The 24,989-nt window shown below is 58.8% G+C and carries 25 protein-coding genes; 10 read left to right on the top strand and 15 right to left on the bottom strand.

Annotated features, from left to right (window positions below):
- Positions 1 to 153 precede the first annotated feature (153 nt).
- Positions 154 to 336, bottom strand: a complete 183-nt coding sequence (locus tag ACFW0H_RS14925; RefSeq protein ID WP_422914658.1) for a hypothetical protein — start codon at positions 334 to 336, stop codon at positions 154 to 156.
- A gap of 121 nt (positions 337 to 457) precedes the next feature.
- On the opposite strand from ACFW0H_RS14925, the gene ACFW0H_RS14920 reads away from it, so the two are divergent.
- Entirely contained in the window at positions 458 to 637 is a 180-nt protein-coding gene (locus ACFW0H_RS14920; protein WP_422914657.1) for a hypothetical protein, read from the top strand.
- A gap of 85 nt (positions 638 to 722) precedes the next feature.
- On the opposite strand, the gene ACFW0H_RS14915 is transcribed toward ACFW0H_RS14920, so the two are convergent.
- On the bottom strand, positions 723 to 2,060 hold the full coding sequence (locus ACFW0H_RS14915; RefSeq protein ID WP_422914719.1) for an OprD family porin: 1,338 nt from the start codon (positions 2,058 to 2,060) through the stop codon (positions 723 to 725).
- Positions 2,061 to 2,242: 182 nt separating this feature from the next.
- Here ACFW0H_RS14915 and ACFW0H_RS14910 point away from each other — a divergent pair, with 182 nt between their 5' ends.
- The 5 genes from ACFW0H_RS14910 (at position 2,243) to qatD (ending at position 8,435) form a co-directional block, all read left to right on the top strand.
- Positions 2,243 to 3,391 carry a DUF1624 domain-containing protein gene (locus ACFW0H_RS14910; RefSeq protein ID WP_422914656.1) on the top strand — a complete coding sequence of 383 codons (1,149 nt, stop codon included), beginning with the start codon at positions 2,243 to 2,245 and terminating at the stop codon, positions 3,389 to 3,391.
- 118 nt (positions 3,392 to 3,509) lie between these two features.
- Positions 3,510 to 5,462 carry a Qat anti-phage system ATPase QatA gene (gene qatA, locus ACFW0H_RS14905; RefSeq protein WP_422914655.1) on the top strand — a complete coding sequence of 651 codons (1,953 nt, stop codon included), beginning with the start codon at positions 3,510 to 3,512 and terminating at the stop codon, positions 5,460 to 5,462.
- Positions 5,390 to 6,304 carry a Qat anti-phage system associated protein QatB gene (gene qatB / locus ACFW0H_RS14900; RefSeq protein ID WP_422914654.1) on the top strand — a complete coding sequence of 305 codons (915 nt, stop codon included), beginning with the start codon at positions 5,390 to 5,392 and terminating at the stop codon, positions 6,302 to 6,304. The genes qatA and qatB overlap by 73 nt, the downstream gene beginning before the upstream one ends.
- Positions 6,301 to 7,674: a Qat anti-phage system QueC-like protein QatC gene (gene qatC / locus ACFW0H_RS14895; RefSeq protein WP_422914653.1), complete on the top strand. Its 1,374-nt coding sequence runs from the start codon at positions 6,301 to 6,303 to the stop codon at positions 7,672 to 7,674. Before qatB ends, qatC begins: the two co-directional genes overlap by 4 nt.
- A complete protein-coding gene (gene qatD / locus ACFW0H_RS14890) occupies positions 7,671 to 8,435 on the top strand; it encodes a Qat anti-phage system TatD family nuclease QatD (protein ID WP_422914652.1) in 765 nt (254 codons plus the stop codon). The genes qatC and qatD overlap by 4 nt, the downstream gene beginning before the upstream one ends.
- A gap of 208 nt (positions 8,436 to 8,643) precedes the next feature.
- On the opposite strand, the gene ACFW0H_RS14885 is transcribed toward qatD, so the two are convergent.
- Positions 8,644 to 9,006: a histone-like nucleoid-structuring protein, MvaT/MvaU family gene (locus tag ACFW0H_RS14885; RefSeq protein ID WP_422914651.1), complete on the bottom strand. Its 363-nt coding sequence runs from the start codon at positions 9,004 to 9,006 to the stop codon at positions 8,644 to 8,646.
- 1,027 nt (positions 9,007 to 10,033) lie between these two features.
- Positions 10,034 to 10,972 (bottom strand): LysR family transcriptional regulator, encoded by a 939-nt coding sequence (locus tag ACFW0H_RS14880; RefSeq protein ID WP_422914650.1) that lies wholly within the window; start codon positions 10,970 to 10,972, stop codon positions 10,034 to 10,036.
- A 419-nt stretch (positions 10,973 to 11,391) separates the two neighbouring features.
- Here ACFW0H_RS14880 and ACFW0H_RS14875 point away from each other — a divergent pair, with 419 nt between their 5' ends.
- The 3 genes from ACFW0H_RS14875 (at position 11,392) to ACFW0H_RS14865 (ending at position 14,037) form a co-directional block, all read left to right on the top strand.
- Positions 11,392 to 12,372, top strand: coding sequence for a threonine ammonia-lyase (locus ACFW0H_RS14875; RefSeq protein ID WP_422914649.1), 981 nt, complete (start codon positions 11,392 to 11,394; stop codon positions 12,370 to 12,372).
- A gap of 105 nt (positions 12,373 to 12,477) precedes the next feature.
- Positions 12,478 to 13,122, top strand: coding sequence for a carbonate dehydratase (can, locus tag ACFW0H_RS14870; RefSeq protein ID WP_422914648.1), 645 nt, complete (start codon positions 12,478 to 12,480; stop codon positions 13,120 to 13,122).
- A 3-nt stretch (positions 13,123 to 13,125) separates the two neighbouring features.
- Positions 13,126 to 14,037: a DMT family transporter gene (locus tag ACFW0H_RS14865; protein WP_422914647.1), complete on the top strand. Its 912-nt coding sequence runs from the start codon at positions 13,126 to 13,128 to the stop codon at positions 14,035 to 14,037.
- A 97-nt stretch (positions 14,038 to 14,134) separates the two neighbouring features.
- Here the strand turns inward: ACFW0H_RS14865 and ACFW0H_RS14860 are convergent, their stop codons facing one another.
- The 11 genes from ACFW0H_RS14860 to ACFW0H_RS14810 all read right to left on the bottom strand — a co-directional run bounded on the left by ACFW0H_RS14860 (position 14,135) and on the right by ACFW0H_RS14810 (position 23,193).
- The gene (locus tag ACFW0H_RS14860) at positions 14,135 to 15,058 is read right to left on the bottom strand and encodes a LysR family transcriptional regulator (protein ID WP_422914646.1); all 924 of its coding nucleotides are present in this window, start codon (positions 15,056 to 15,058) and stop codon (positions 14,135 to 14,137) included.
- A 76-nt stretch (positions 15,059 to 15,134) separates the two neighbouring features.
- A complete protein-coding gene (locus ACFW0H_RS14855) occupies positions 15,135 to 16,415 on the bottom strand; it encodes an aminotransferase class I/II-fold pyridoxal phosphate-dependent enzyme (RefSeq protein ID WP_422914645.1) in 1,281 nt (426 codons plus the stop codon).
- A 44-nt stretch (positions 16,416 to 16,459) separates the two neighbouring features.
- Positions 16,460 to 16,864 carry an alpha/beta hydrolase gene (locus ACFW0H_RS14850; protein WP_422914644.1) on the bottom strand — a complete coding sequence of 135 codons (405 nt, stop codon included), beginning with the start codon at positions 16,862 to 16,864 and terminating at the stop codon, positions 16,460 to 16,462.
- 265 nt (positions 16,865 to 17,129) lie between these two features.
- Positions 17,130 to 17,738 (bottom strand): TetR/AcrR family transcriptional regulator, encoded by a 609-nt coding sequence (locus ACFW0H_RS14845; RefSeq protein ID WP_422914643.1) that lies wholly within the window; start codon positions 17,736 to 17,738, stop codon positions 17,130 to 17,132.
- A gap of 9 nt (positions 17,739 to 17,747) precedes the next feature.
- Positions 17,748 to 18,149: an acetyl-CoA carboxylase biotin carboxyl carrier protein gene (locus tag ACFW0H_RS14840; RefSeq protein WP_422914642.1), complete on the bottom strand. Its 402-nt coding sequence runs from the start codon at positions 18,147 to 18,149 to the stop codon at positions 17,748 to 17,750.
- A gap of 1 nt (position 18,150) precedes the next feature.
- A complete protein-coding gene (gene accC / locus ACFW0H_RS14835) occupies positions 18,151 to 19,512 on the bottom strand; it encodes an acetyl-CoA carboxylase biotin carboxylase subunit (protein WP_422914641.1) in 1,362 nt (453 codons plus the stop codon).
- A 2-nt stretch (positions 19,513 to 19,514) separates the two neighbouring features.
- Complete coding sequence (gene accB, locus ACFW0H_RS14830) at positions 19,515 to 19,964, bottom strand: acetyl-CoA carboxylase biotin carboxyl carrier protein (RefSeq protein WP_422914640.1); 450 nt, start codon at positions 19,962 to 19,964, stop codon at positions 19,515 to 19,517.
- 4 nt (positions 19,965 to 19,968) lie between these two features.
- Positions 19,969 to 20,757, bottom strand: coding sequence for a LamB/YcsF family protein (locus ACFW0H_RS14825; protein WP_422914639.1), 789 nt, complete (start codon positions 20,755 to 20,757; stop codon positions 19,969 to 19,971).
- A 20-nt stretch (positions 20,758 to 20,777) separates the two neighbouring features.
- Complete coding sequence (locus ACFW0H_RS14820) at positions 20,778 to 21,737, bottom strand: 5-oxoprolinase subunit C family protein (RefSeq protein WP_422914638.1); 960 nt, start codon at positions 21,735 to 21,737, stop codon at positions 20,778 to 20,780.
- Positions 21,734 to 22,411 carry a 5-oxoprolinase subunit PxpB gene (pxpB, locus tag ACFW0H_RS14815; RefSeq protein ID WP_422914637.1) on the bottom strand — a complete coding sequence of 226 codons (678 nt, stop codon included), beginning with the start codon at positions 22,409 to 22,411 and terminating at the stop codon, positions 21,734 to 21,736. Before pxpB ends, ACFW0H_RS14820 begins: the two co-directional genes overlap by 4 nt.
- 5 nt (positions 22,412 to 22,416) lie before the next feature.
- Positions 22,417 to 23,193 (bottom strand): SDR family NAD(P)-dependent oxidoreductase, encoded by a 777-nt coding sequence (locus ACFW0H_RS14810; RefSeq protein WP_422914636.1) that lies wholly within the window; start codon positions 23,191 to 23,193, stop codon positions 22,417 to 22,419.
- 839 nt (positions 23,194 to 24,032) lie between these two features.
- Here ACFW0H_RS14810 and ACFW0H_RS14805 point away from each other — a divergent pair.
- Positions 24,033 to 24,827: an NAD(P)H-dependent oxidoreductase gene (locus ACFW0H_RS14805; protein ID WP_422914635.1), complete on the top strand. Its 795-nt coding sequence runs from the start codon at positions 24,033 to 24,035 to the stop codon at positions 24,825 to 24,827.
- Positions 24,828 to 24,989: the final 162 nt, after the last annotated feature.

Raw genomic sequence — 24,989 nt, 5'->3', positions numbered from 1 at the left:
GGGTGCGGAAGGTCGGGGAGACCCTTTGACGGGGCGAAGCTTTACCCTTGCGTTGCGCCAGGGGCAGAGCCCATAGCGACTTTCTTCTCTTTCGCGAAAGGGATCGTCACCGGAAGGCCGGGACAATTGTTCTTCATTGGCCCGGTCGCGTGGCTACGCGCGATAGAGCCCGGCCTGCAGCGCGAAGCGCAGCAGGTTCGCACTGGGGCTCGTCACCATTTCGACGCGGTCATCGCCGTTTCTCTTCTCCTTCCCCTCGTCTTCTTCAGTCACACCGCACGCGTCCTGATCTATGGGCTTTCGCATAGGCGTCGTCACGTCGGTGCTGCAAGTCATGAATGACTCCTTCTCTTCGTTGCGGCCCGAAGAATGCGGGTGCAGCCGTGGCCGTCGCCTGTGCGTGGGCAAGCACCATGAGGCCGCGATGGGTGGCCGGAAAATGAGAGGAAAAAAGAAGATGAAACTGCTGACGATCTTTGAACTGGCTGCCAAACCTGAGAGCGAACTGCGCGCACTGTACCGCGAGGTGTTCAATGCCTCCGCGCGCAGCGACCAGCCCCGTGAGGATTACCGGAATGCCCTGGCCTCGCTGGAAAACATCCGCCGCGTGCTGAACTCAAGGACGTGGCGCCCTTGAGCTCAGCGTCGAATTCCCTCTGGGGTAGACGCGAACGGGCAGCCTCAGCATCGTCAGGGAGCGCCAGGGTGGCGGCGGGGTGGGCTCAGAACTGGCCATCAAGGGGAAATTCCACGGCGAGGCGGATCTGGTCGGTGTCGAGTTCGGCCTGTGCCTTGTTGCCCCGGTGTGCGCTGTGCCGCAGCGAGAAGGCCAGGCCCTTGGCCGCGCCGTGCGGTATCACGTAGCGCGCTTCGAGGTCGCGCTCCCAGTGCCTACCACCACGGCCATAGCCCAGATAGGCGTAGCCGCCGTTCGGGTCGACGTGGCTGCCGTCGATGTCGGCGCCGCGTAGATAGGCGGTGCTGAGTGCTAGCCCCGGCAAGCCGAACCGGGCCAGCGCCAGGTCATAGCGCAGCTGCCAGGAGCGCTCGTTGGGCGCATTGAAATCGGAGAGCTGAACCGCGTTGCCGAGCCAGATGGCGCCGCGGGTGACGTAATCGAACGGCGTGTCACCATCCACCTGCTGATAGCCGAGGCTAATGGTGTGGGCGCCGCGCGTGTAGCCCGATACCAGGCTCCAGGTGGTGTTATCGATCCGGCCCGACAGCGCCTCGCCGGTATCGGTGGTGCGGTACAGGTTGAAATTGAACGACAGGCTGCGGTCCTCACCCAGGGCGTAGCTGTAGACGCAGCCCAGGTAGTGCTGGCGCCAGGTGTCCTCGTAGCGGGAGCTGTAGAGGCTGGCTGTCAGGCCATTGACGCCCCCGTACACCAGGCCGGCGAGGTCGACGCTGTCGCCCTGGCGGCCGTTGGAGTAGTTCACCACGAAGCCCTGGTCATGACTGGAGGCGTTGCGGTCGGTGCTTTCGGTGAAATGGCCGGCGACCAGGCTCAGGCGCTCGAGCTCGTTGCTCTGCAGAAAGAATCCGGTGGCGGTCTCCGGCAGCAGGCGGCTGTCCGAGGAGCTGAACACCGGCGTCTTCACCCGCTGTTCGCCATAGGCCAGCGTGGTGGACGCGGCGCGCAGCTTGAGCGCCGTACCGCCGCGGGTCATGTCGTCCTTGACCTGGTTGTCGTTGTCGAGGCCCAGCAGGCGTGCCTTGCCGGCGCGTCCGCCGCCGCTGTCGAGCTTGCGGCCATGGTACAGGTGGGCGTCGACGCCGACTCCCACGGTGCCCGGGGTGAAGCCTGACTGGAAGGTGCCCATCAGGCCGTAGGCCCATTCCTCGGCATAGCCGTTGCGTTCGGCGAATGGTTTGCGAGCGTTGCGTGCGCCGTTGCTGCGGGCACCGTGGCGATACTCGCGGTTGTCGTAGACCGTGCGGTTGAGCAGCGTCCAGCGGCCATCCGCGAGAAAGCCGTTGGCCTGCTTCTGGGCGGACTCGGCGTGAGCGGCGGCCGCCTGGGTGGCCAGGACTAGTGGAAACGTCAGACGGGAAATACGGATCACAACGGGTTCCTTGCGGGGGCGAAGGCGCGGGTGACCGGCCTTCGCTCAATCGAATGGAGCGGCTGAACGTAGGTGCCGCGGCATGCAGGACGCCGCCAGGTCCCGATCTAGACTGTCTGGTAAGCGCACTCCTTGAAATGTAATATTATTACATTCCGCTCAGAGAAGTCCTCATGCCTCCAACTCCTTCCACCCGTCTTCACTCCATCGATGCCCTGCGCGGCCTGGTGATCCTGTTCATGCTGCTGGACCACGTCCGCGAGACCTTCTACCTGCATAGGCAGGTGTCCGACCCGATGGACGTGCTGCAGACGGATCCGGCGCTGTTCCTCAGCCGCACCCTGGCGCACCTGTGCGCCCCCGTGTTCATCCTGCTTACCGGCCTGTCGGCCTTCCTCTACGGCGAGAAGCAGCAGGGCAGGGCGGTGGTGTCCAGTTTCCTGTTCAAGCGCGGGCTGTTCCTGGTGGTGCTCGAATTCACCCTGGTGAACTTCGCCTGGACCTTCCAGCTGCCGCCGAGCGTGATCTACCTGCAGGTGATCTGGGCCATCGGCCTGAGCATGCTGGCCCTCTCCGGGCTGCTCTGGTTGCCGCGCGCACTGTTGGTCGCCTTGGGGCTGATACTGGTTGCCGGCCACAACCTGCTGGACGACCTGCACTTCCCGGTGGAGTCCTGGCTGCACGTGCCGTGGGCGGTGCTGCATGACCGCGGCTGGATCGAAGCGTCGGAAGGGCTGCGCCTGCGCACTTCCTACCCGGTGCTGCCGTGGATCGGTGTGATCGCCCTGGGCTACGCCATCGGCCCCTGGTTCGGCCGGGCGAGCGAGGCGGTGCAGCGTCGCCAGCGGCTGGTCGTCACCGGCGTCGGGGCGCTGGTGGGGTTCCTCGCGCTGCGCTTGCTCAATGGCTACGGCGAAAAGCCCTGGTTCAGCGGCGAAACCGGCATCCAGACCTTGATGAGCTTCTTCAACATCACCAAGTACCCGCCGTCGTTGCTGTTCCTGGCGCTGACCCTGGGCGTGGGCCTGTTGCTGCTGGTGCTGTTCGAGCGGCGCAACGAGGGGCGCCTGCTGCGTTGGCTGGCGGTGTTCGGGGCGGCGCCGATGTTCTTCTACCTGCTGCACCTCTACGTGCTGAAGCTGTTGTACCTAGCCGGCCTGGCGATCTGGGGCGCGAATCACGGGCAGTACTTCGGCCTCGACTCGGTCCTGGCGGTATGGAGCACGACGGTGGTGCTGGCGGTGGCGCTGTACCTGCCCGTGCGCTGGTTTGCCCGCCTGAAGGCGCGCCGGCGCGACATCGCCTGGCTCAAGTACCTGTAACCCTTAGGTACCTATCCGAATAGAACCCTTACCAAATATGTGGCAAAAGGCTAGTGCTCGCGGATATGGTATCGCCGAGCGCTTTCCTCAATGGAGCCGACCGGCTAAGGATCAGCAGATGTTTCTGAACGATCAAGAAACTGCTACGGACTTGCTTTACTACGAAGCCATTGCAAGTACGGTGGTCAAGCTCATACGTGAAACCCAGCAAGCCCCCATCACTATTGGTGTCCACGGCGATTGGGGGGCTGGTAAGTCCAGTGTTCTCAAGATGACCCAGGCTGCTTTTCAAGACGATGGCGACGTCCTCTGCCTTTGGTTCAACGGCTGGACCTTCGAAGGTTTTGAGGATGCCAAGACGGTCATTATCGAAAATGTGATTGAGGACCTGCGTCGGGCTCGCCCAGCTTCGGACAAAGTCGCCGATGCGGCGCGCAAGGTTTTCAAACGACTCGACTGGCTGAAGATGGCGCGAAAGGCTGGTGGGTTCGCGATGAATATGGCGGGCTTACCCAATTTTGATCAGCTCAAAGGGTTTTACGACCTCGCCGTCTCAGTCGTTTCCGACCCGGCAGAGCACCTTGATCAAAAAACTCTCGCTGGGCTGACGGAAAAGGCTGGTGAATTCCTCAAGGACGCGGAGGCCGACGGCGATCATGTGCCGTCACACATGCACGCGTTCCGCGAGGAGTTCAAAGCGCTACTGGATGCCGCGGACATCAAGCAGCTGGTGGTGATCGTTGACGATCTGGACCGCTGCCTGCCGAATACCGCTATTGCCACGCTTGAGGCCATCCGGCTGTTCTTGTTCGTCGAACGCACTGCCTTTGTCATCGGGGCAGACGAGATGATGATTGAGTATGCAGTGCGTGAGCATTTCCCCGATTTGCCGCCCAGTTCTGGCTCGGTCAGTTATGCCCGCAACTACCTGGAAAAGCTGATCCAGGTGCCATTCAGGATTCCCGCGTTAGGTGTTGCCGAAACGCGCAACTACATCAGCCTGCTACTCGCTGAAGACGCCTTGGGTGCTGACAACCCTGACTTTCAGGCGCTGTTGGCCTCAGCCCGTGAAGATATGCGACGGCCGTGGATAAGCCGAGGCTTGGATCGCGCGGCTGTGGAGACAGCGCTCAAGGGCAAGGTCACGCCTGCCGTTGAGCAGGCCCTGCTGCTGAGTGGGTACGTCACTGAGCCCCTGGCCAAAGGGACGCGTGGCAACCCACGTCAGATTAAGCGCTTTCTGAACTCGATGATGCTCCGTCATGAAATCGCCGAAGCCCGAGGGTTTGGCTCTGATATTCAACGTCCGGTTCTGGCCAAAATGATGCTGGCGGAGCGATTCCAGCCAGACCTGTATGAGCAGATCGCGCATTTGGTCGCTTCGTCTTCGAGCGGGCGGGTTAGGGCCTTGGAGCTTCTTGAGGCTGCCGTTCGACAAAGTGAGTCGGCTGAAGAGGCGGTGGCAGGCGATGAAGGCAATGCAGGGCGCAAGAAGGCGTCCAAGGATAAGCCGCAAAAAGAGACGGCCGACTGGCTCGGCAATGATTGGGTTTCCAGATGGGCCTTGCTTGAGCCGCGCTTGGGTGAGCTAGACCTGCGACCGTACGTTTTCATCACCCGCGATAAGCGCAGCGCGCTCGGCGCTTACAACACGGACAGCCATCTCGAGGGCTTGGTCGAGAAGTTGATGGGGCCGCGGGCGCTCATGAAGGGTGGCGGTATTACTGAGCAGGTCGGCGCGCTGAGCGTGTCGGATAGCCAGGAAGTCTTCGAAATGCTGCGGGCTCGGATTTTCCAAGCGGATAGTTTCGAGGACGAGCCCAGTGGGGTACAGGGCATGATCCATCTCGTGCTCCAGCATCAGTTCCTGCAACGGAGACTCCTTGATCTGATTCGTACCTTTGAGGTTTCAAAGCTAGGGGCCTGGGCCGCATCCTGCTGGGATGAATGCATCAAAGACGACGCCCATGCTAAGGAACTGACCACAATCTTGAAGGAATGGAGCGTCAGCCCAGACAACCAGACATTGGCCAGTACCGCGAACGTGATTTTGAAAGTAAGGGGCAAGTGATGGGTACCTCCAAAGGATATGGTGGTTCTGCGACCGGACTAGTGCCTTCTTGGGTGGATGAACCTTCTCCTCCGACCAAGCCTGTCCCAGGCCAATCGGGCGCTGCTGATGGTACGGCGTCGGCAACAGATCCTGCTGCTGGCCCGGCCGCCGACGGGTTCGTGCCGGGGGCGCTCGGGAGCGCAAGGTCGAGTTTCACGCGTTTCTCGAAGGGAGGCGGCTCCGGGGAGTTAGGGCGGGCGGTATCGGGGTATGTGCGGAAAGGAACCGGAGGTTCGAGACGCGCGGCCCGAAGAATGGGGGCATCGCGCGCATCAGCCGGCCGGCTTCTATCGATCTTCCGCGATGTGCAGCGCGTCGGTGCAACAGAGGTTCTTCGCCGGCTTGACCTCGTAGCGCTGTCCGGCCGTCCGGCCGGAGACGTTTTTCTTTCAATGATGGAGTTCATCTGCCCGGCAGGTGGCGCGATTGATGAGGCAGTTGCCCGTCAGGCGATGCTCGCGAACATCAGCGAGCTGGGAAAAGCGGGAGTCGGCACCTTCGACGAAATGACCCCTGGGCAGATGCAGGACTTCTTCTTGGATTTCATCGTGCGCTCGATCGAAGGGATGGTCATGGCCGAGCTCGGAGGGCGGGGGATCATGCTTTCTGACGACGTTGCCCAGGCCGAGCGTGCCGAAAAGCAACTTCACAACTTCGTTGCTGGCGCCACAAGGGGCAAGCTTGCCGACAAGTTAGGTTCAGTGCCTGCACTCAGCGATAAGGATGTTGATCGGGTGGTGCTGGAGATCTATGAGGCGGCGTTCGAGATCATTGCCATCGCCGGGGAGTCTGCCAAATGAAGAGCCATAGCCTGATCTGTCGCCTTGGCAGTACCGATAATCAAGTTGTGCCGCTTCATCGCCCGGGAAGCACCGCCACCGACATTCAATTCCTGGACGGCGACACGCTCTCGTTTGGCATTGGCCAAGCCATCATGCAGCTTTCGAGCTTGGGACTTACCCCCTCCGAAACCTCAATCGATCTGGCCATTCTCGCAGCGCTGGTGACGGCAGCGGATACGAGGATTTCGCGGCCCAAGAACTCGCAGAATGCCTGGACGCGCGAGATCGATCTGTACCTTCCGGTAGGGGACATCGCCCTGTGGTCGCGCTTGGATCAGCACTTGGCCCGCACGCTCAACTTCTTGACCGGCGATCGCTGGCGATTCTTCTTCAGGGATCGCCCGGCCGGCATCAGGTCATTGGCGCCAACGCTCACCAAGCTGAGGACTGCCCACCCTACCGGCGTCTGCTTGTTTTCCGGTGGGTTGGACAGCTTCATTGGGGCGGTTGACCTCATCTCCGAAGGGGAGGAACCGCTGCTGGTCAGTCATTACTGGGATAACAACAGCACGAGCCCGTACCAGAATCTGTGTATGGCGGCGCTGAAGAAGGCATTCCCGCAAACGCGGTTGAATCAGATCCAGGCCCGAGTTGGATTCCCCAAGGGCACGGTTACCGGATCTGTTGGGGAGGATACGCTACGTGGCCGGTCCTTCCTGTTCTTTGCGCTTGCTGCGCTGGCAGCCGATGCGACCGGCGAAACGATCACGATTCATGTGCCAGAGAATGGGCTCATCTCGCTCAACGTACCGCTCGATCCGACCCGTCTGGGCGCTCTCAGCACTCGTACTACCCATCCCTTCTACATGGCCCGAGTGAACGAACTGTTCCGCGAGCTAGGGCTGACGACGGAGCTATACAATCGCTACGCGCACCGAACGAAGGGACAGATGGCTCAGGAGTGCCAAGTTCCTGATTTCCTGAAAAACCACGCTCATTTGACGATGTCCTGCTCGTCCCCTGGCAAGGCCCGTTTTGCCCGCGATGCCAGCAACCGTGAGCCCAAACATTGCGGCTACTGTGTGCCCTGCATCATCCGCCGTGCGGCGATTTTAGAAGGATGCGGTCGTGATAAGACTCGCTATCTGATCCAAGATCTCCATGCGCAAGTCCTTAACACGGCACAAGTCGAGGGGCAGCATGTGCGGTCCTTCCAGCTCGCTCTGTCTCGCCTCAGGGCAATGCCCGGCCAGGCCCGTTTCGATATCCATCGCCCCGGTCCGCTCACAGACCACCCGGACGACTGGGATAAGTATGAAAGGGTGTATGTCGAAGGGCTGCTGGAGGTGGAGAAGTACCTGGTGGGAGTTAGTGCGAGCCCGCTATGAGAAGCACCTCCATGAGACGGCCTCGGTGGGTCGATTTTCATTGCCACCTGGACCTTTACCGAGACCATGAACAGTTGATTGCGGAGTGCGACGCGGAACAGGTTGCCACCTTAACCGTAACCACTACCCCTAAGGCCTGGGCTAGAAATAAGGAGTTGGCCGAGCGCTCGTCTTTTGTGCGGGTCGCGCTGGGCCTCCACCCTCAACTGGTTGGGGAGCGTGAGTCGGAGTTGCCTCTGTTCGAGCGACTGCTCGAACAGAGCCGCTATGTTGGCGAGGTGGGATTAGATGCTGGGCCGCGTTTCTACAAGAGCTTCGAGGCCCAGGAGCGGGTATTCAGCCGCATTCTGCAGGCCTGTGCTGAGCAGGGCGACAAGATACTAACTGTCCATAGCGTCCGCACCGTGCCCAAGGTGCTCGCTCACGTTGAGAAATTCCTTCCCGCCGAGAAGGGGACTGTTGTACTGCACTGGTTCACCGGGACGGCCTCTGAGGCGCGGAGAGCCATTGAGCTTGGTTGCTACTTTTCAATCAACACCCAAATGTTCAAGTCAGCGAAGCAGCAGCAATTGATTGCTTCACTTCCGTTGGACCGCATCCTCACCGAAACCGATGGTCCGTTCGTTGTTGAAGATGGCCAGCCTGTTCGCCCGCGGGATGTGCGTGGAACCGTGCTGGAGTTGGCCAGGCTTCGCGGCGTAGAACAGGAGGAGATGGCGGCGCAGATGGTCAGGAACCTCAGCCAACTCGTGAGGGGGTGAGCAGATCGTTTTGGCTCGATCCGATCTTGGCGGTCGGGGATAGCGGCTTGTTGCGCTTCGATTAGAAGCTCTCCTCGAATGCCCGTGCAGAGTGGTTTGTTGTCTTAGAACGGCTTTGTGCATCTCGTGCGGCAGCAGGACCCAGTGGGCTATCCTCAGTAGGTAAGCGTTGCTCCGGAGCGGCCCTGAAACCGCCCCGGATGGCCGATTAGGCCTGAAGCCAGGACTCCACAGTGGCTGCGCCGTATTCGGCTTTCCACTCTTTCAGGACGCGGTGATTGCCGCCCTTGGTTTCCACCACTTCATTGGTATGGGGGTTCTTATAACGCTTGAGGACGCGCGGTCGGCGATGCGCGCTCGCGGCCTTCTCCAAATTGCGGCCCGCCGGAACGGGCTCCAGGATGGCGATAATGTCTTTGAGCCCCTTGCTGTAGGCCTGCATTAGGGTCTTCAATTTTTCTTCGAATTCGATTTCTTTCTTCAAGCCCGCATCGGCTTTCAGCGCCTCAAATTGAGCGAGTTGCTCCTGAAGCGCCTTTTCTACTGCTCTAAATTCAGCCAGCTTTGACACTGCGTTGCTCCTTATCGCAAGGACGTGTGTGTTATTTGAAATATAGCAAAACCGTGCGTGATATTTCACGCGGGGAGCTGATAGCGGCGTGAGTACGAGATGGCGTTTTTTCGAGTGAGGCAGGTCAAGGCTACTAAAACGCCCCGGCTTCGCTGGCGGTTGTCCGGCGAGGCCGCCTCAAGGGCGTTTCGCCCTTGAGATGCTACTTAATGTATGTTGCCTTTCGAGAACTTGATCGTGTGTTCGCCTTTTTTGTAGAAATGGCCCACCACATAGTCAGAAGTATTAAGTTTTGGATCGATCATGGATGTGGTTCAGATAATCTGATAGTCATTCTCCAGTTTGGCACATTTCTCTACCAGGACTCGTTGTAAGTTTTGGCTTCTGGCCTCCATCATCCCCTTATCTTCGATGTTATCCAACATGAGGAAGCGAGGGTAGCGCCATCTTGTCCTTTACGGAATAGATGAATATGGCGACCCGAATGGAGTTTTTCATGATGGCCATGGAGCTCGCGTAGAATTTCGATCTGCCATTTATGGCCATTTTGTCGCGTGCGAAGTCAACCGCACGTATGGTCCTAGCGGCCCAATCGAGTCAAGAGCGGTCTGCAGCGGCGTCTGGATTGGAGGGAGCTCGTCGAGCGCAGAACGAGAGTGAATCAATCAAATTTCTGCAGCGTGCGGGTCACCTTCGAGCATTTCAAGAGGGGCATCCCAGAACTCTTTCTCGATATTTATGGAGTAATCGTCACGATCCCCATGGCCGGTCATTGGTTTGGAACGAGATTATCAAGGAGAAGTGCGCAGCCGAAAAAATATTCAACCGGATTGACTATTTCGAGGTATTACTGCCAGAGCGAAGATGGTTAATCATGGGAGGGTGAACCCTCGACCTTGAGGCAGCTTTGGCCGACAACGGACTTGAAGGGTGGGGAGCCTTGGGCAGTTGAAGCGAAGTAGTCTGGAGCATTGTGACTCGCTGGGGCTATTCACGCAGATGCCACCGCCATGGCATAAGCACCGCGTTAGTTCGTGGCATTCACAACGCCTGGAAGGGGCCTGTTCAGAGGCGCCTCAGGCTTTATTAACGTGGAGAAGTCGCAGCATTCTTGGGCCAGGGAAATGACTGCGCACGTCAGTTCACTGGGGCTTTCCGCCTTGTACATAGCTGCATAGGGGACATCCGGTAAGCCGGGATTGACTTCGAGTATCTGTAGCAGATTCGCAGACAGAAGTGGTTGGAGACAGTGACGAGGGAAGTAACTTATACCAAGCCCTGAGATCGTCATTGCCGCCAGCGCCACGATGCTGTTGCTGGTTAGCGTGCTGGCAGGTGTGAACCCCTTACTCTTGAACCAGCGGTCGTAGACCATGCCTGGCCCCGACTTATCTAGAAGCACTCGGTAAGCGCCAAGATCTACTAGGCTCAAGGGCCGTTCAGACGTGACCAGCCCTGGTCGGCTCATCCAGGCATTCTCCACCTTGCCAACGTATTGAGACGCGAAACGGGGCTCGGCATAGATCTCAGGGACGATCATCAGATCTATTTCCTCCGCGAGCAGCCTGTCTCGCAGGTTCGCACTCATGTCGACGTGGGGTTCTACGATTACTTTCGGATAGCGGGCCTGAATGGCTTCCACGAGCGTTGGAAGCCAGGTCATGGAAGTCAGCTCAGTGACGCCGAGACGCAGAGTCCTCTCGATCACATCGTGCTGACTCATTCGATCAAGAACCTCGGCGCGCATGTCCAGCAGCCGTGTGGCATGAACAAGCAGCTCGCTTCCCTTCTCGGTAAGCCGCGCAGACCTGAGTGTGCGGTCGAATAGCGGCGTTCCCAGCAACGACTCCAGCTCCTGGACCCTCTTCGATATCGCTGATTGCGTGGTATGGAGTTTCTGGGCTGCTGGAAGAAATCCACCCAGCTTCGCGGTCCAGTAGAGAGCTTCGAGCTGTTTGAAGGTCATGGGGGTCTCGAATCGGATAGAGGCTCCCACTAGTAAAACACGATTTTTTTTCGCGTATTTACATAAATTAATAACGCTTTTTTTTGCCTTTGTTCAGGGCGACCATCCCCTCCGAGCATCATCCGGCCCATGCTCAAAGATCCGGATGTCAACGAGTAAACGCATCCGTCGATGGCCTACGAACTTTGCTCGGACCAAGCACGATTCTTGGACTAGGGCTGAGCAGAACATTTGTCCTATGTCGACGCTGATGGTCATTGCTTTCCTCCGAGCCGCTCGAGAATTGGCTTAAGGCGGCTCCTTTTTTTTTCATTGGCTGTGCTCCCAAGGCCTCCTGGATAGCCGACGTGTCGGAGCCAACCGACCTTCGGCTGTCCGTCCTTTGCCACTTGCTAAAAGAACACGCTTCCGGAGGTTTGATGCTCTCGTTCAGTCTGGTTGATATCCAGGAGGCCGCAGCCCGGTTGTCCGGTCACATAGTTCGGACTCCGATTCTCGAATCACCTCAGCTCAATGCCGCTGCTGGATGCCGGGTAATCGTGAAAGCGGAATCTCTTCAGCGGACCGGGGCCTTCAAGCTGAGAGGTGCCCTGAATCTGATGCTTTCGCTGGGCGACGAAGCTGTGAGGAAGGGAGTGATCACGTACTCCGCGGGCAACCACGGCCAAGGCGTTGCTGCGGGTGCCAAGCTGCTTGGATGTCCGGCTGTCATTGTGATGCCTACGACTGCCCCGGCTATCAAGCAGGAAAACTGTCGCTGGTGGGGAGCAGAAGTCGTGCTCTACGACCCAGCATCGGAAGATCGGGGCCAGGTCGTGGATCAACTGGCGCGGACCCGCGATCTGACCTTCATTCCTCCTTTCGACAATCTCCAGGTGATGGCTGGCCAGGGAACATTGGGCCTTGAGTTCTGTGAGCAATTGACTGAGTTGGGGATAAAGCCAGATGCGCTACTGGTCGGCAGCAGTGGAGGCGGCCTTGCATCTGGCGTTATCACTGCATTTGAGGCGCTTCATTCGCAGGCGAGCTGCTACGTCGTTGAGCCGTCTGGGTACGAGAAGCTGGCTCGTTCTCTAATCAGTGGATCTCCGGTGAGAAACGTCCACTCCACGACGACTATTCAAGATGCACTGAGCGGACCTTCAGTAGGGGACATCCCATTTAGTGTGCTGCATGAATGTCGCCCCACCTGCTTGAACGTAAGGGACGATGAAGCGCTCATGGCAATCGCTGCTGCTTTCCGATGGCTAAAGCTGGTGGTCGAGCCGGGAGGGGCTGCTGCACTGGGGGCCGTTCTAGCTCAAAAGTCGAACTTCTATGGCAAGACCGTCGCTGTCGTCTGCTCGGGTGGCAACCTTGATCCTGACGTTTTTGCTTCCGCGATAACACGTAGTGCGTGAGGGGCATCTCCCTGAACAATCGGGAAGTGCCCGGCGGCGCCTGTGAATTGAGTCAGAAAACTCCCGGCGTTCTCTCGGTTCGCCGGCAAATGTGGGAAAAGACATATGAGTGACCTGCAGCAGTTGATCGACAACAATGCACGCTGGGCCGAAAGCATCAAGCAACGCGAACCGGACTTCTTCGCCAAGCTCGCCAAGCAGCAGGTACCGGAATACCTCTGGATCGGCTGCTCCGACGCCCGGGTGCCGGCCAACGAAATCGTTGGCATGCTGCCCGGCGACCTCTTCGTCCATCGCAATGTGGCCAACGTGGTGTTGCACACCGACCTCAACTGCCTGTCGGTCATCCAGTACGCCGTGGACGTTCTCAAGGTGAAGCACATCCTGGTCACCGGCCACTATGGTTGCGGCGGTGTACGGGCGTCCATGCATGGTGCGCAGTTTGGTCTGATCGATGGCTGGCTCCGCACCATCCGTGACATCTACTACGAACATCGAGATCACCTCTCTACCTTCGCCAGTGAAGAAGACCGGGTGGACCGCCTCTGCGAACTCAACGTCATTCAGCAGGTGATGAACGTTAGTCACACTACCATCGTCCAGAACGCGTGGCACCGTAGCCAGGAGCTGTCCGTCCATGGCTGCATCTACGGCATCAAGGACGGCATCTGGAAAGACCTCGGCGTCACGGTAAGCAGCACGGAACAACTGGCTCCTCAGAATCGCCTGCGTCCCCTCGGACGGATCTGAGCCATGCACCAACAACAAGGCCGGACCGTCGTTTTGGCTTGGCTCGGCCTGGTTGTAGCGAGCCTCTTGTGGGCCGGTAATGCCCTCATCGCCCGTGCGTTCCACGAAGCCATTCCACCTTTTAACTTGGCCTTCTGGCGTTGGAACTTGGCGTTGGCCCTCCTACTGCCTTTCGTTGCCCGGCCGATGTGGGAGTCCCGCGCCCAGTTGCGCCGCGCTGGCTGGCGACTGGTGCTGGTGGCTGCGTTGGGGATCTGCACCTACAGCGTGCTGCTTTACTTCGCCGCGCGTACCACTGTGGCGATCAACATAACCTTGCTCAACACCTGTCTACCGATGGCCACCTTCATCGGTGCCGGCGTGCTGCTCCACGAATGGCCGCCAAGACGCGCCTGGCTTGGGCTAGCGGTGGCCACTGTCGGCCTGATTGTGCTGATCGCCCAGGGAAAAATTACTCAGCTGGCCGCGCTGTCCTTCAACCGCGGCGACTTGATCATGCTGCTTGCCGTGGTTGGCTGGGCCCTCTACACCGTGCTGTTACGCCGCTGGAGCAACTACTTCCAGTTTCCGCCACTAGTGCTACTGGGGTCACTGATACTCTGTGGCGTGCCTCTGCTGCTGCCGTTCTACCTGCAGGAGCTGGCTAACGGGCAGAGTTTCGAAATCTCTGGCGAGAACCTTGCTGCCATCGGCTACACAGGCCTTTGCACTTCGCTTTTGGGATACCTGCTGTGGAATCAAGGTGTCCGCGTGCTGGGCGTGGCCAAGGCCGTGCTCACCAACTACCTGTTGCCGGTGTTCACAGCCTTGCTTGGCTATCTGCAGTTGGGCGAAGTTCTGCAGAACTACCATTGGTTGGGTGGAGCGCTGATCTTTGCTGGCCTGCTGTTGGCAACGCGCCCCTCAATGAGGTGATTCAGCACCAAGGACCGCATTGGCGGCAGCGCTTCTCGCAGGGAACTATCAGCAAGGCGGGGCGGGTCCTCCTCCTGGTATAGCGCGAGGTGCCCTTCTACAACATATGGCCTGCCCAAATGTTACGAGCCACCAGGTCCTCTGTGAGTTCGATGAAAGCTTCCCCAACATACTTTGCAGCGGGGCTGACTTTGCGATCGGCGGGATAGACCAGGACAAGCTTTCTCGATGGCTGCGGGTCGATCAAAGGGGCCGCTGACAGGGTGCCTGCTTGAACTTGGGCATAGATGGAGGCCTGTGGAAGGATGGTCAATCCGAATCCTTCTCTCACCAAATCGATCATCGCCGCAAAGGAGTCAGCCTCGACGTTGCAGATGAGCTTGATGCCTGCTTGCTTGGCACATTCTTCCACGATCGCGCGGAGGCTGTGACGAGTGCTCGGAATTACCACCTGGTGGTCCTGCAGGCTCGCAAAGGTAACCGGTTTGTCGAGGCTTAGTTCTGCGCCGGGAGGTCCTACCAGTACCAGGTTCTCCATCATGACTGGCTGGATGCGAAGCGTGTGGCGTGGCTGGGGATCGTAGGAAAATGCCAGATCGAGCTCTCCACTCTGTAGCCAGTCCAATAGGTATCCGCTGAATGCGGAAGAAAATCGAACTGCCAGGTTGGGGTGCAGCTCGCGAATCTTGCGCACAAGCGGCACCGTGACGATCTCCGCAACGGTTGGCGTGGCTCCGATGGTGACGCTGCCCCAGAACGACGAACAGCCTCCGGCAGCCGTGGCTCGTATGGACTCAATCTCCTCCAGTATCCGGGAGGCGTGCTCGACGATCTGCAGGCCAAGCTCGGTAACTACCATCCCGCGACCATGGCGTTCGAACAACTCGACGCCGAGCTCCTCTTCCAGATGGCGAATTTGCCTGCTGAGTGCCGGCTGGGCGATATGCAGTCGATTGGCAGCTTTACTCAGGCTGCCCAGTTCCGCCACGTGTATCAGAGTTTTGAGTCGAACTATGTCCATCGCTGAATCATCTCTGTGAGCCGACTTTCCAAATGCAGCCGAGCGGTACGCCCGGCTGCGGGGATGGAGTCCCTTGCTAAGCCGCCGTGATGAGCCCCAGGCGATGTTCGCACGCGGCGACCAGCACACAGGTCGATACAAGATTGGCTGCCTGCTTGAGCTCCTCCAGTGTTGGCGACGAAGGAGCGATTCGCAGATGGCTGTCGTGGGGGTCTCGACCGTAAGGATATGCTGCGCCTGCCGCTGTCACTTGCACACCAGCTTTCTTTGCCAGCTCAACAACTCGCTTGGCTGTGCCAGGCATGCAATTGAGGCTGATGAAGTAGCCGCCAAGGGGCGAAGACCAGGTCGCAACCTTCCAGGAGGAGAGTCTTTCCTGGAATACGGATTTCACTGCATCAAAGCGTGGTGCCAAGATGCGGCGATGCCCTTCCATCAAGTCCTCGAGGCCTGCGAAATCCTTCAAGAAGGAAACGTGGCGAAGCTGATTGATCTTGTCGGGGCCGACACTTCGAAAAGAGACATGGCGCAGCCACCAGGCGATGTTTTTCGGAGAGCTCCCAAACAATGCCAGGCCGGATCCTGCGAATGTCATCTTTGACGTGGACGCGAAGACAAACGCCCGATTCGGGTGGCCATGTCGCTCGCACAGTTCGGTAATGTTGGCGATGGCGACACGTTCCTCGGTCAGGTGATGCAATGTGTAGGCGTCATCCCAGAACAGCCGGAAGTCAAGTGCAGCGGTCTCCATTCGGGCAAGAGCCTCGATGACCGAGTCGCTGTAGATGGTGCCAGTGGGATTGCTGTATTTGGGAATACACCACATGCCCTTCACAGCCGGGTCTTTCACCAACTCCAGGACTTGTTCGATATCAGGACCGTCGTCACGCAAATCCACCGGGATCAAGCGAATTCCAAACGATTCGCAGAGGGAGAAGTGGCGATCGTAGCCGGGCACCGGGCAGAGGAAGGCAATGTCGTCCAGTTTGCCCCAGGGCAGTGCCGAATCGCAGGTACCGCTACGCCAGGCGTAAGAAAGGCAGTCATGCATCAAGGCGAGGCTGGAGTTGCCGTCCACCACAACTTGCTCCGGCGGAACCCCGAGGACGTTGGAGAAAAGTTTTCTGGCCTCAGGCAAGCCTTGCTGCCCCATGTAGTTGCGGCAATCTGTGCCATCCTGGGCGATAAAATTGGTCTGTTCGAATAGTCCATTGGAGAGATCGAGTTGCTCGCTGCTGAGAACCCCCCTGGCCATGTTGATATTCAGCTTCTCGGCGCACTGAGCCAGGTAATGCTCTTGGATGTCATCAAACAGGCTCTGAACCTCCTGAAGAGGCCGCGACTGGAACTCAACCATCTCAAAATTCCTCGAGTAAAAATTCAATCGACCTAGGAATAGGTCTACGACCCGGAGATCGCTGGGGACATGGGGAAGGCCCCAACCTTCTGTAGTGCACGCTCGACCAGCAAGCGGGTCAGCGTCGGCAAGGTGCCGTTGAAGAAGTGATCCGCATGGGGGACGACGGTAACCGCATTCCCTTGTGGTGCGGCCCATTCCAGAACCTGGCGGAGAGGGACACTTTCATCCGCTTCGCCATGAACGACATAGGCTCCTGGCACGGGGGGGGTCTCGTAGTGGCGCTGATCCATGACATTGCCAGCGGGTAATCCACAAAGCAGGAAGTCGGCAATTGCCACAGATTGCGACTGTCGGCAGGAAAGGTGTGCAGCCAGATGTGCGCCGAAGGAGAAACCGACCACGACGATGGGTAAGTTCTCGTGCTGTCGGTGCATGGTTTTCAGCAACTGGCAGAGCTCATCGAGTTCACACCCATTTCCGTCATGCCGACCTTCCAGCGCTCCCGCGTGGAGAAGATTCGGCCGCCAGCAGGTGATATGCGAGGCCGCCAAAGCGCGCGCGATTGCATGGGGTACCTTATGGCGTGCGCTTCCTCCAAGGCGGGGGTGGGGGTGAATGATCAGCGCTTGGGCTACAGGTTCGGAGGGATGGTCAATCAGTACTTCGAACGAACCAACTACCCCTGGATGCATGAGGGTTTCGCGTCTCGGACTAGTCATCCACTTCCACCTGCAGTAGTCGCCTTGAGAGAGCGATCATCCAATCCCTCATCTCACTTTGTGCTTTGCTCGAACGCGTTCCGACGATCGCATCTACACCTTCCAGCAGCGCAAACAGAGCGTTGGTGGTCATCTCAACGTCCGCAGCGCGGAACAATCCTTTCCGTGTCCCAACGGCGATAAGGTCCCGCAACTCTTGGCGGTAGCGACATTCCAGCCGATCCAGTCTCTGCTTCGCATCGTCCTGCAGGTATCGTCGTTCTGACCGTAAGAGCGATTGCTCCTCCGGTCGTTCGAGCACGTACTCCACGTGAAAGGAAACGAATGCCTCGAGACCCAACAGCACGTGAGCAGTTGCGGGCTTGTGGACGAGCCAGGAATCCAGACGTTGCTGAAGCAGATGATGAAGGACCTCCTCAAGCACATCTTGCTTGCCCGAGAAATGGTGGTAGAGGCTCCCAGCTTGCATGCCTGCAAGCGCGCCCAAACCACGCATGGACATCGCCCCGAAACCTTGGTCAACGAGCAACCGATAGGCAGCGGCGAGAATCGTCTGGCTCGGTCCGAACACCCTTTGCGACGAATGAATTGCCTGACTCATCGCCTTGTCTCATTCGAACTCGAACAGTGGTTGCCCGAAGCCGACGAGTTCGCCTTCCACGGCCAGTAGTTGCTTGACCGTTCCCGAACAGTTGGCGGTGACTTCCCGAAGGAGCGCTCCGCACTGCAGGTAGGCCAGAGTCTCGCCGTCGCCCACGTGATCCCCCACGGCGACGTTGGGAGCTTCGCGCTGCGGGTGTATAAGGCGCAGGAACCCCATTCCCGGTGAATGGCAGATCATCGCCTTGGCAACTGCCTCAGCCGCTTCGGGAGCGGGCGCATGGATAACGTTGGACGGTCCTTTCGCACCGCGAACCATGCGAAGGGCTGCGTTGCCCTGTTCGAATTCGATTGCTTCGAGACCGCGTCTGTTGAGCAGGCTGGCAATCTCTTCGATCATTTTCGGAGTCATATCAATCCTCCCGTTGGGCCAGGTAGCGTTCCAAGTGATGGATATCGAAGCCTCCTGCGACGAATCCTGGTTCGCGCATCAAGCGCTGATGCAGGGGAATGTTGCTCTTGATCCCCTGAAGCTCTGCGTCTTCCAGCACACCGCGCATTCGCACGATCGCCTGCTCCCGGCTTTCGCCGTAGGTCAGGAATTTGGCTATCAGAGAGTCGTAATGGGCGGGGACTTTGTAGCCGCTGTAAAGATGGCTATCGATCCGTACGCCAGGACCACCCGGGGCCACCCAGTGGTTCACCATCCCAGGGGAAGGGATGAAACTGAACGGATCTTCTGCGTTAATTCGGCATTCGATCGCATGGCCGCGGACCTGGATATCCTCCTGGCGCAACGACAGACGTTCACCCAATGCCACCAGCAGTTGCTCGCGAACAATGTCGACGCCCGTAACCAGCTCGGTGACAGGATGCTCGACCTGAACCCGGGTATTCATTTCGATGAAAAAGAACGCTCCATCCTCGTAGAGGAACTCAAACGTTCCTGCGCCGCGATAACCGATGGATTTGCATGCCTGTACGCATCGCTCACCGATCTTCGCAATATCATCTCGGCTGATTCCAGGGGCAGGTGACTCTTCGATGATCTTCTGATGCCGTCGCTGCATGGAGCAGTCGCGCTCTCCTAGCCAAACGGCGTTGCCATGGGCATCTGCCAGCACCTGAATTTCGATGTGCCGCGGGTGCTCGAGGAATCGCTCTAGATAGACCTCGGGGTTACCGAACGCTCGGCCGGCCTCTTCCCGCGTCAGGGCCACTGCTTCATTAAGCTCCGCGGCATTGCGCACTATGCGCATACCTCGCCCACCACCACCACCAGCGGCCTTCACAATTAGTGGGTAGCCGCACTCTTCTGCCAACCCATGAACTGCCTGTACGTCGGCCGGCAGTGCCCCGGGCGATCCAGGAACACAGGGGACACCTGCCTCGATCATGGCTTGCTTGGCAGATACCTTGTCGCCCATGAGCCGGATGGATTCTGCTCTCGGGCCAATGAAAACCCGGCCGGATGACTCGACGGCTGCAGCAAAACCCGCATTTTCAGCAAGGAAACCGTAGCCGGGGTGGATTGCCCCCGCCCCGGTGAGTTCAGCTGCCTGGAGAATCCGCTCGATATTCAAGTAACTCTGCGAGGCGCTTGCGGGCCCGATGCAGAGGCGCTGATCAGCCAAGGCAACATGGCGCAGATTGGCGTCTGCGTCCGAGTGAATCGCGATAGTCCGAAGTCCAAGATCGCGCGCAGCGCGCAAAACACGAAGGGCAATCTCACCGCGATTTGCGATCAGAACACTGTCAAATGCAGGAGCAGACATAATCACTTCTCCTCCTCAATCTTGAACAGCGGAACGCCGAAATCGACAGAGGTACCATCCTCGGAAAGGACTTCTACGATTCGTCCTGCCCGATCGGCCTCGATCGGATTCAGCATCTTCATCGCCTCCAAGATGGCCAGGGTTTGACCTGCCTCGACCCGATCACCCACGGCTACAAAGGGCGGTTTGTCAGGCGAGGGAGCCCGATAGAAGATCCCTACCAGCGGTGACGTGACAGTGTGAACGGAGTTGGCGTCAGCGATTGACGCGCCGGCCTGCGCTTGCGCTGCCGGATGGAGAGACTCTGCTCGGGAGCCTTCATCAGCAGTAAGTCCGTTCGACGTGCCGGCGAAACGTAGGCTGACGCGGCTGTCGCCCTCGCGGTACTCGAGCTCACTCAGGCGTGCGCGCTCCGCGAGATCGACGAGACTCTCAATGAAATCGAGCTTCATCTTCTTATCCGTTGTGTAAGGGATGGGGCTTGCTGGCCACAGTGATCCCGTTCCGCTCAAGGGCATTGCGGACTTCACGCGCAATGGCCACGGCAGCAGGCGTATCGCTGTGTACGCAAATGGAATCGATTGGGCAGGCAAGCGTGCGCCCAGTGATGGTTTCGATCGCTTGGTTCTTGACCATTCTCACAACGCGATCGGAGGCCTCTTGGGCGTCATGAATCACGGCGCCGGGGAGGCTCCGATGTACCAGGTGGCCGTTATCGTCGTAGGCTCGATCAGCAAAGATTTCGGAACGAACCTCCAGCCCCATTTCGGCTGCGATGCGTGCCTGATGGCCGAGGGCGATAACAAGGCAAGCGAGAGAAGGGTCTACCGCTTTAATTGCCCGGCAAACCGCCCCGGCCACGTCGGCGTCCGTCTGGGTCAGGTTTCCGAGGGCGCCATGTGCTTTGACATGGGTGATTGGGTGACCGGCATAGGCGGACAGGGCTTGAGCCGCACCAATCTGATAGGCGACCAGACGTTCGATCTCGCCTACAGAGAAGGGGATGCGTCGACGACCGAATCCCCAAAGGTCGGGAAAGGCTGGATGTGCACCGACTGCGACGCCCTTCTGCTTGGCCAGGGCAAAAGTGCTGGCCATGATCTCCGGGTCGCCGGCATGAAAACCGCAAGCCACGTTTGCGGTGCTGACGATGTCGAGGATCGCTTCGTCGTCACCCATTCGATAAGCGCCGAATCCTTCTCCCATGTCGGAGTTGAGGTCAACGCTCAGATTCTGATTGCTCATTGTTTTGCACTCCCGCGGTTTCACGCGTATCGGTACTTCAGCTGGACGGCGTTCTGAATTTGCTTCAGTTGGCGGTCCAGTTCTTCCTGGGCAGTGAGGGCTTGCTGCTGAGTGACGGCGTTGAATCGAACACGCGATCCGATGGGGGCCTGGGCCAATAGCGCAAAGTCGGCATCAATCACGTGGGCGATCTTGGGATATCCCCCTGAGGTATTCGCGTCAGCCAGCTGGATCATCGGCTGCCCAGCCGGCGGCACTTGAATCGTGCCGGGCAGGATGCCGTGGGACAGCATTTCAAGGGGCATCGACAGCGAAAGAGGCTCTCCTTTCAGGCGCATGCCGGTCCGGTTGCTGTCCTGAGTGATGGTCCATTCCTGGGAAAAGAACGAGCTGCGTGACTGCTCATCAAAGGCGTCGAATTCTGCCCCCGGCAATACCCGGACATTTACTAGGCCACCTCTTTCTGCATAGGAAACAGCCATGGCCGAGCCAAATTCGGCGCGATGCGAGATAGCCGTACCGCCCACTGGGATGACGTCTCCGCGCTGCAGTGCGCGCCCTTTGAATCCGCCGAATCCGGTTTTGAGATCTGTCGAGCGGGAACCCATTACGGGTTCCACATCGATACCGCCGGCGAAGGTGATGTAGCAACGGGCGCCTCGTCGAGGAGGCCGTAGCGTAAGGGTCTGCCCTGCCTTGGCATTGACCACCCAACCTGGGGCGACTATTCGCTCGTCTAGGTCCGCGCTGCAATCCGCCCCCGTCAGGGCAAGGCGGCAGTCAGCGAGAATCTTGATCCGGAAGGGAAACAGAACGACTTCCAGACCTGCAAAGTCCGGCGGGTTCCCCAACAACAGATTGCCGATTGTCAGGGCTGGAATATCCATTGCCCCGCCGTTGCTGACGCCGATGTTGAGGTATCCCGTTCGGCCGAGATCCTGTACGGAGTTGAGGGCCCCGTTCGTGAGGATTTCGATCATGGCAACAGCTCCGCGATAGTGAAGCGAACTCGGTCACCTGGCTGCAGGAGCGCCGGTTGCTCATTGACCGGGTCAAACAGCAGGCAGCTGGTTTGGCCGATTGCATGCCAGCCGGAGGGACCCGCGAAGGGCATCACTGCTGCCTGAGGGCCACCGATGATCACCGTCCCTTGTTCCAGGCGCATGCGTGGCACCGCTCGGCGCGGCGTCGCCAGGCGGGAATCGAGACCGCTGAGATAGGGGAACCCGGGCATGGCGCCAAGACAGGCGACCTGGTACTCGGCGGCACTGTGCAGCTCGACGAACGTCTGGACCGATAGGCCGGCCTGCTCGGCAATTGCGGGCAAGTCCTCGCCGCAAGAACCTCCGTACACCACGGGAATTTCCACCAGTCGTCCAGTCGGCTGTGTTTGCCCAACCTCTTGCCACGCCTGGAGCATGGCATCTGCCAACGCTTGCTCGGCAATCTGCTGAGGCCTGTAAACCAGCAGCAGGTTGTTCATGCCAGGCACGGTCTGTTCCACAGAGGGATGGCAAAGCATTCGCGCAGCAAGCGCAAGAATCCTTTGCTGCAGTTGGGCGCTGAAAGCGCCCACAGCCACATCGAGCAACAACCCTCGGGAGCCGGCATTGCTCAGGCGCGGGGCCGACTCGAGAGATATCTGGCCAGCCATCACGGTCACTCGTTCACCGGCACGGTGTAGTTGAGGATCAGTCGGCCACCATCCGGGTAGATCGTCTGGCCAACGATGTAGGACGCGTCGTCGCTGGCGAGGAACGAGGCGACGCTGGCGACTTCGGAAGCCTCTCCGCAGCGGCCGATCGGGGTGCGCGAGAGCACGGTGTTACGCTGGGCAGCGTTGGCCATTACCGAGTTGAGGACCATATCGGTCGCAATGGTGCCGGGGCCCACGGCGTTCACACGGATACCGTGCTGAATGAGGCTGACTGCCATGACGGCTGTGAGCTGTTTGATGCCGCCTTTGGAGACCGCGTATGCCACGGCGGTGGGGTTCGCCAGTTCGGCATTGATTGAGGACATGTTGACGATGGAGCCCTTGATGCCCTTTTCGATCATCACGCGAGCGGCGGCTTGCCCAATGAGGAAAGGAGCCTTCAGGTTGATGCGCTGCACGCGATCAAATTGATCCTCCGGGAAGTCGACAAAGTCGGCGGTGAAAATCACACCTGCGTTGTTGACCACCACGTCCAGCGAGCCGAAATGCTTCAGCGCCTGATCGACGATGTCCTTGGCCAGCGCGCTGTCGATCTTGCTCAGGTCGGCCGCGCACCAGGCAGCCTTGTCGCCGAGACGTTCCGCCTGCGCGCGGACTTTGTCCTCCTGCACGTCTACCAGCAGGACTTTGGCGCCATCTGCGAGAAAGCGCTCAGCGCATGCCAGGCCAAGCCCTTGGGCAGCCCCTGTGACCAGTACAACCTTGTCTTGATGCTTCATGTTTTCTCCTGAGGGTTGGAATCATGCGGAACATGGGGCTCGAGGGAGTCTTGAGAGCCCTTCATGCGCCAGTCGCCAATCAGCGCCATGACCACCTCTATGTTGCAGATGAAGTGCCTCGTTGACTTGAATTGACGCGGTTGTGATGGGGCGGCTTTTTGCATAGCTGAGCGTCGGAGGTTCAGAAACAGAAACGCCTTCCTGGTGGAAGGCGCTTTTGATCGCTCAGTGGAGTGGGGGGATCTGTCCTAGTCGGCAGAGGAGCCGTAGGCATCGGTCAGTGAGCTTAGCGCGAAAGGTCAGGCTTTCCCCTCGAGGTTGCCCGGAAATGGCCTTCAATACAGGTGTATAGGTGCTCGGATCTGCCCGTTTTCGGAAAATCTGTTCGTTGGCCGGCGGCTCAAGTGAGCTGATCATCTGGAGTAGCTCGACGCGATTCAGGGAGCTTTTGTGGGCAGGAACTATCATTTTAGGGGCTTTCATAGGGCTACCAGGCAGCGGAGCCGGGCTTCCATGGGGTGCCTCATCGAAGCCGTTGGTTCTTATTGATTGCCGCATGGTGCCTTTCTGGACTCAAGTTTGGCTTGCATACAAGCAGTCTGGCTGGCGCGGTTTCCTGCATATTGGCGGGCAGGGGCCGGACGTCGCATGACTCGCGATGTTGTTGGTGGGGGAGGCGATGTGAATCTTGCCAGATCAAGGGGGCCAGCATAGTCAGTCAGGCTGACAGGGCTGTGCAAAACACCGCAGTCTTTGTGCTTTTTAAGTCCAAGACTAGCGAGCTGCTTTCTGGTTCGATGTGATGTCCAAATTACTGAATTGGATCTGGTGCCCTGAACATGAATGTACTGATCGTTTTCGCTCATCCAGAGCGGCACTCCTTCAATGCTGCGCTCAAGAATGTTGCAGTCGAGACCCTTGAGAGGTCTGGACACAGCGTCGTGGTGAGCGATCTGTATGAGATGGGGTGGCATGCAGCGCTTGGCGCCGCTGACTTCGCTGGCAAACGTGCCGATGCCAATTATCTGGACCTTTCTCGGGAACAGGAGCACGCCTTTGCTACGAGTTCATTTGCGGAGGAGGTTCGTGCGGAGCAAGACAAAATCAGCAAAGCGGACCTGATCCTCTTCCACTTCCCGGTGTGGTGGTTCTCGATGCCGGCAATTATGAAAGGCTGGGTTGATCGGGTTTTTGCTCGTGGCTTTGCATATTCGACCGGTAAGAAGTACGGCACGGGCCACTTCAAGGGCAAGAAGGCCATGCTGTGTATCACTACGGGTACCGCCGGGACCCTGTACGAGCCGAACGGCATCGACGGTGATCTGCACCACGTACTTTGGCCTATCCACAATGGCCTCTTGGGTTACACCGGCTTCACTGTACTTCCGCCCTACGCCGCCTGGATGCCGGCCAGAGTGACCGAGCAGGAACGTGAGGCATACCTGCAGGAATACTCCAAGCACCTACAGGGCCTGGATCAGTTGGAGCCCTTGTACTTCCACCCATGGGAAGACTACGACGAAACTCAACGGCTTAAGCCCGGCGTAGTCGCCAGGTCTGGCGTTCAATGGAATCCACGCGCTGACCAGGGTAAGCCAGAGGCAGCTGAGCAATTCACTCCGCGCCGGAGCTGATAGCAACCACGTGGACCTCGCAACGAGAACTCGCGGATTTTCAATCGTCCAGGTCGCATGACCTGGGCGTACGCGCTTCCTGTTCGGACCTGCGTATCGGGTGCTAGTAGATCGCAAGAAAAAAGGGAGTCTCCGCGGTTTGCTCGGAGACTCCCTCGAGTC

It is taken from the genome of Metapseudomonas cellulosilytica (assembly GCF_049334135.1).
Taxonomy (GTDB): domain Bacteria; phylum Pseudomonadota; class Gammaproteobacteria; order Pseudomonadales; family Pseudomonadaceae; genus Metapseudomonas.
This window is presented reverse-complemented; position numbering and strand designations above follow the sequence as displayed.

What these genes read in the sequence shown, in the direction of transcription:
- ACFW0H_RS14925 (WP_422914658.1), bottom strand. Translation starts at nt 336, where the DNA reads ATGACTTGCAGCACCGACGTGACGACGCCTATGCGAAAGCCCATAGAT.
- ACFW0H_RS14920 (WP_422914657.1), top strand. Translation starts at nt 458, where the DNA reads ATGAAACTGCTGACGATCTTTGAACTGGCTGCCAAACCTGAGAGCGAA.
- ACFW0H_RS14910 (WP_422914656.1), top strand. Translation starts at nt 2,243, where the DNA reads ATGCCTCCAACTCCTTCCACCCGTCTTCACTCCATCGATGCCCTGCGC.
- qatA (WP_422914655.1), top strand. Translation starts at nt 3,510, where the DNA reads ATGTTTCTGAACGATCAAGAAACTGCTACGGACTTGCTTTACTACGAA.
- qatB (WP_422914654.1), top strand. Translation starts at nt 5,390, where the DNA reads ATGGAGCGTCAGCCCAGACAACCAGACATTGGCCAGTACCGCGAACGT.
- qatC (WP_422914653.1), top strand. Translation starts at nt 6,301, where the DNA reads ATGAAGAGCCATAGCCTGATCTGTCGCCTTGGCAGTACCGATAATCAA.
- qatD (WP_422914652.1), top strand. Translation starts at nt 7,671, where the DNA reads ATGAGAAGCACCTCCATGAGACGGCCTCGGTGGGTCGATTTTCATTGC.
- ACFW0H_RS14880 (WP_422914650.1), bottom strand. Translation starts at nt 10,972, where the DNA reads ATGACCTTCAAACAGCTCGAAGCTCTCTACTGGACCGCGAAGCTGGGT.
- ACFW0H_RS14875 (WP_422914649.1), top strand. Translation starts at nt 11,392, where the DNA reads ATGCTCTCGTTCAGTCTGGTTGATATCCAGGAGGCCGCAGCCCGGTTG.
- can (WP_422914648.1), top strand. Translation starts at nt 12,478, where the DNA reads ATGAGTGACCTGCAGCAGTTGATCGACAACAATGCACGCTGGGCCGAA.
- ACFW0H_RS14865 (WP_422914647.1), top strand. Translation starts at nt 13,126, where the DNA reads ATGCACCAACAACAAGGCCGGACCGTCGTTTTGGCTTGGCTCGGCCTG.
- ACFW0H_RS14860 (WP_422914646.1), bottom strand. Translation starts at nt 15,058, where the DNA reads ATGGACATAGTTCGACTCAAAACTCTGATACACGTGGCGGAACTGGGC.
- ACFW0H_RS14855 (WP_422914645.1), bottom strand. Translation starts at nt 16,415, where the DNA reads ATGGTTGAGTTCCAGTCGCGGCCTCTTCAGGAGGTTCAGAGCCTGTTT.
- ACFW0H_RS14845 (WP_422914643.1), bottom strand. Translation starts at nt 17,738, where the DNA reads ATGAGTCAGGCAATTCATTCGTCGCAAAGGGTGTTCGGACCGAGCCAG.
- ACFW0H_RS14840 (WP_422914642.1), bottom strand. Translation starts at nt 18,149, where the DNA reads ATGACTCCGAAAATGATCGAAGAGATTGCCAGCCTGCTCAACAGACGC.
- accC (WP_422914641.1), bottom strand. Translation starts at nt 19,512, where the DNA reads ATGTCTGCTCCTGCATTTGACAGTGTTCTGATCGCAAATCGCGGTGAG.
- accB (WP_422914640.1), bottom strand. Translation starts at nt 19,964, where the DNA reads ATGAAGCTCGATTTCATTGAGAGTCTCGTCGATCTCGCGGAGCGCGCA.
- ACFW0H_RS14825 (WP_422914639.1), bottom strand. Translation starts at nt 20,757, where the DNA reads ATGAGCAATCAGAATCTGAGCGTTGACCTCAACTCCGACATGGGAGAA.
- ACFW0H_RS14820 (WP_422914638.1), bottom strand. Translation starts at nt 21,737, where the DNA reads ATGATCGAAATCCTCACGAACGGGGCCCTCAACTCCGTACAGGATCTC.
- pxpB (WP_422914637.1), bottom strand. Translation starts at nt 22,411, where the DNA reads ATGGCTGGCCAGATATCTCTCGAGTCGGCCCCGCGCCTGAGCAATGCC.
- ACFW0H_RS14810 (WP_422914636.1), bottom strand. Translation starts at nt 23,193, where the DNA reads ATGAAGCATCAAGACAAGGTTGTACTGGTCACAGGGGCTGCCCAAGGG.
- ACFW0H_RS14805 (WP_422914635.1), top strand. Translation starts at nt 24,033, where the DNA reads ATGAATGTACTGATCGTTTTCGCTCATCCAGAGCGGCACTCCTTCAAT.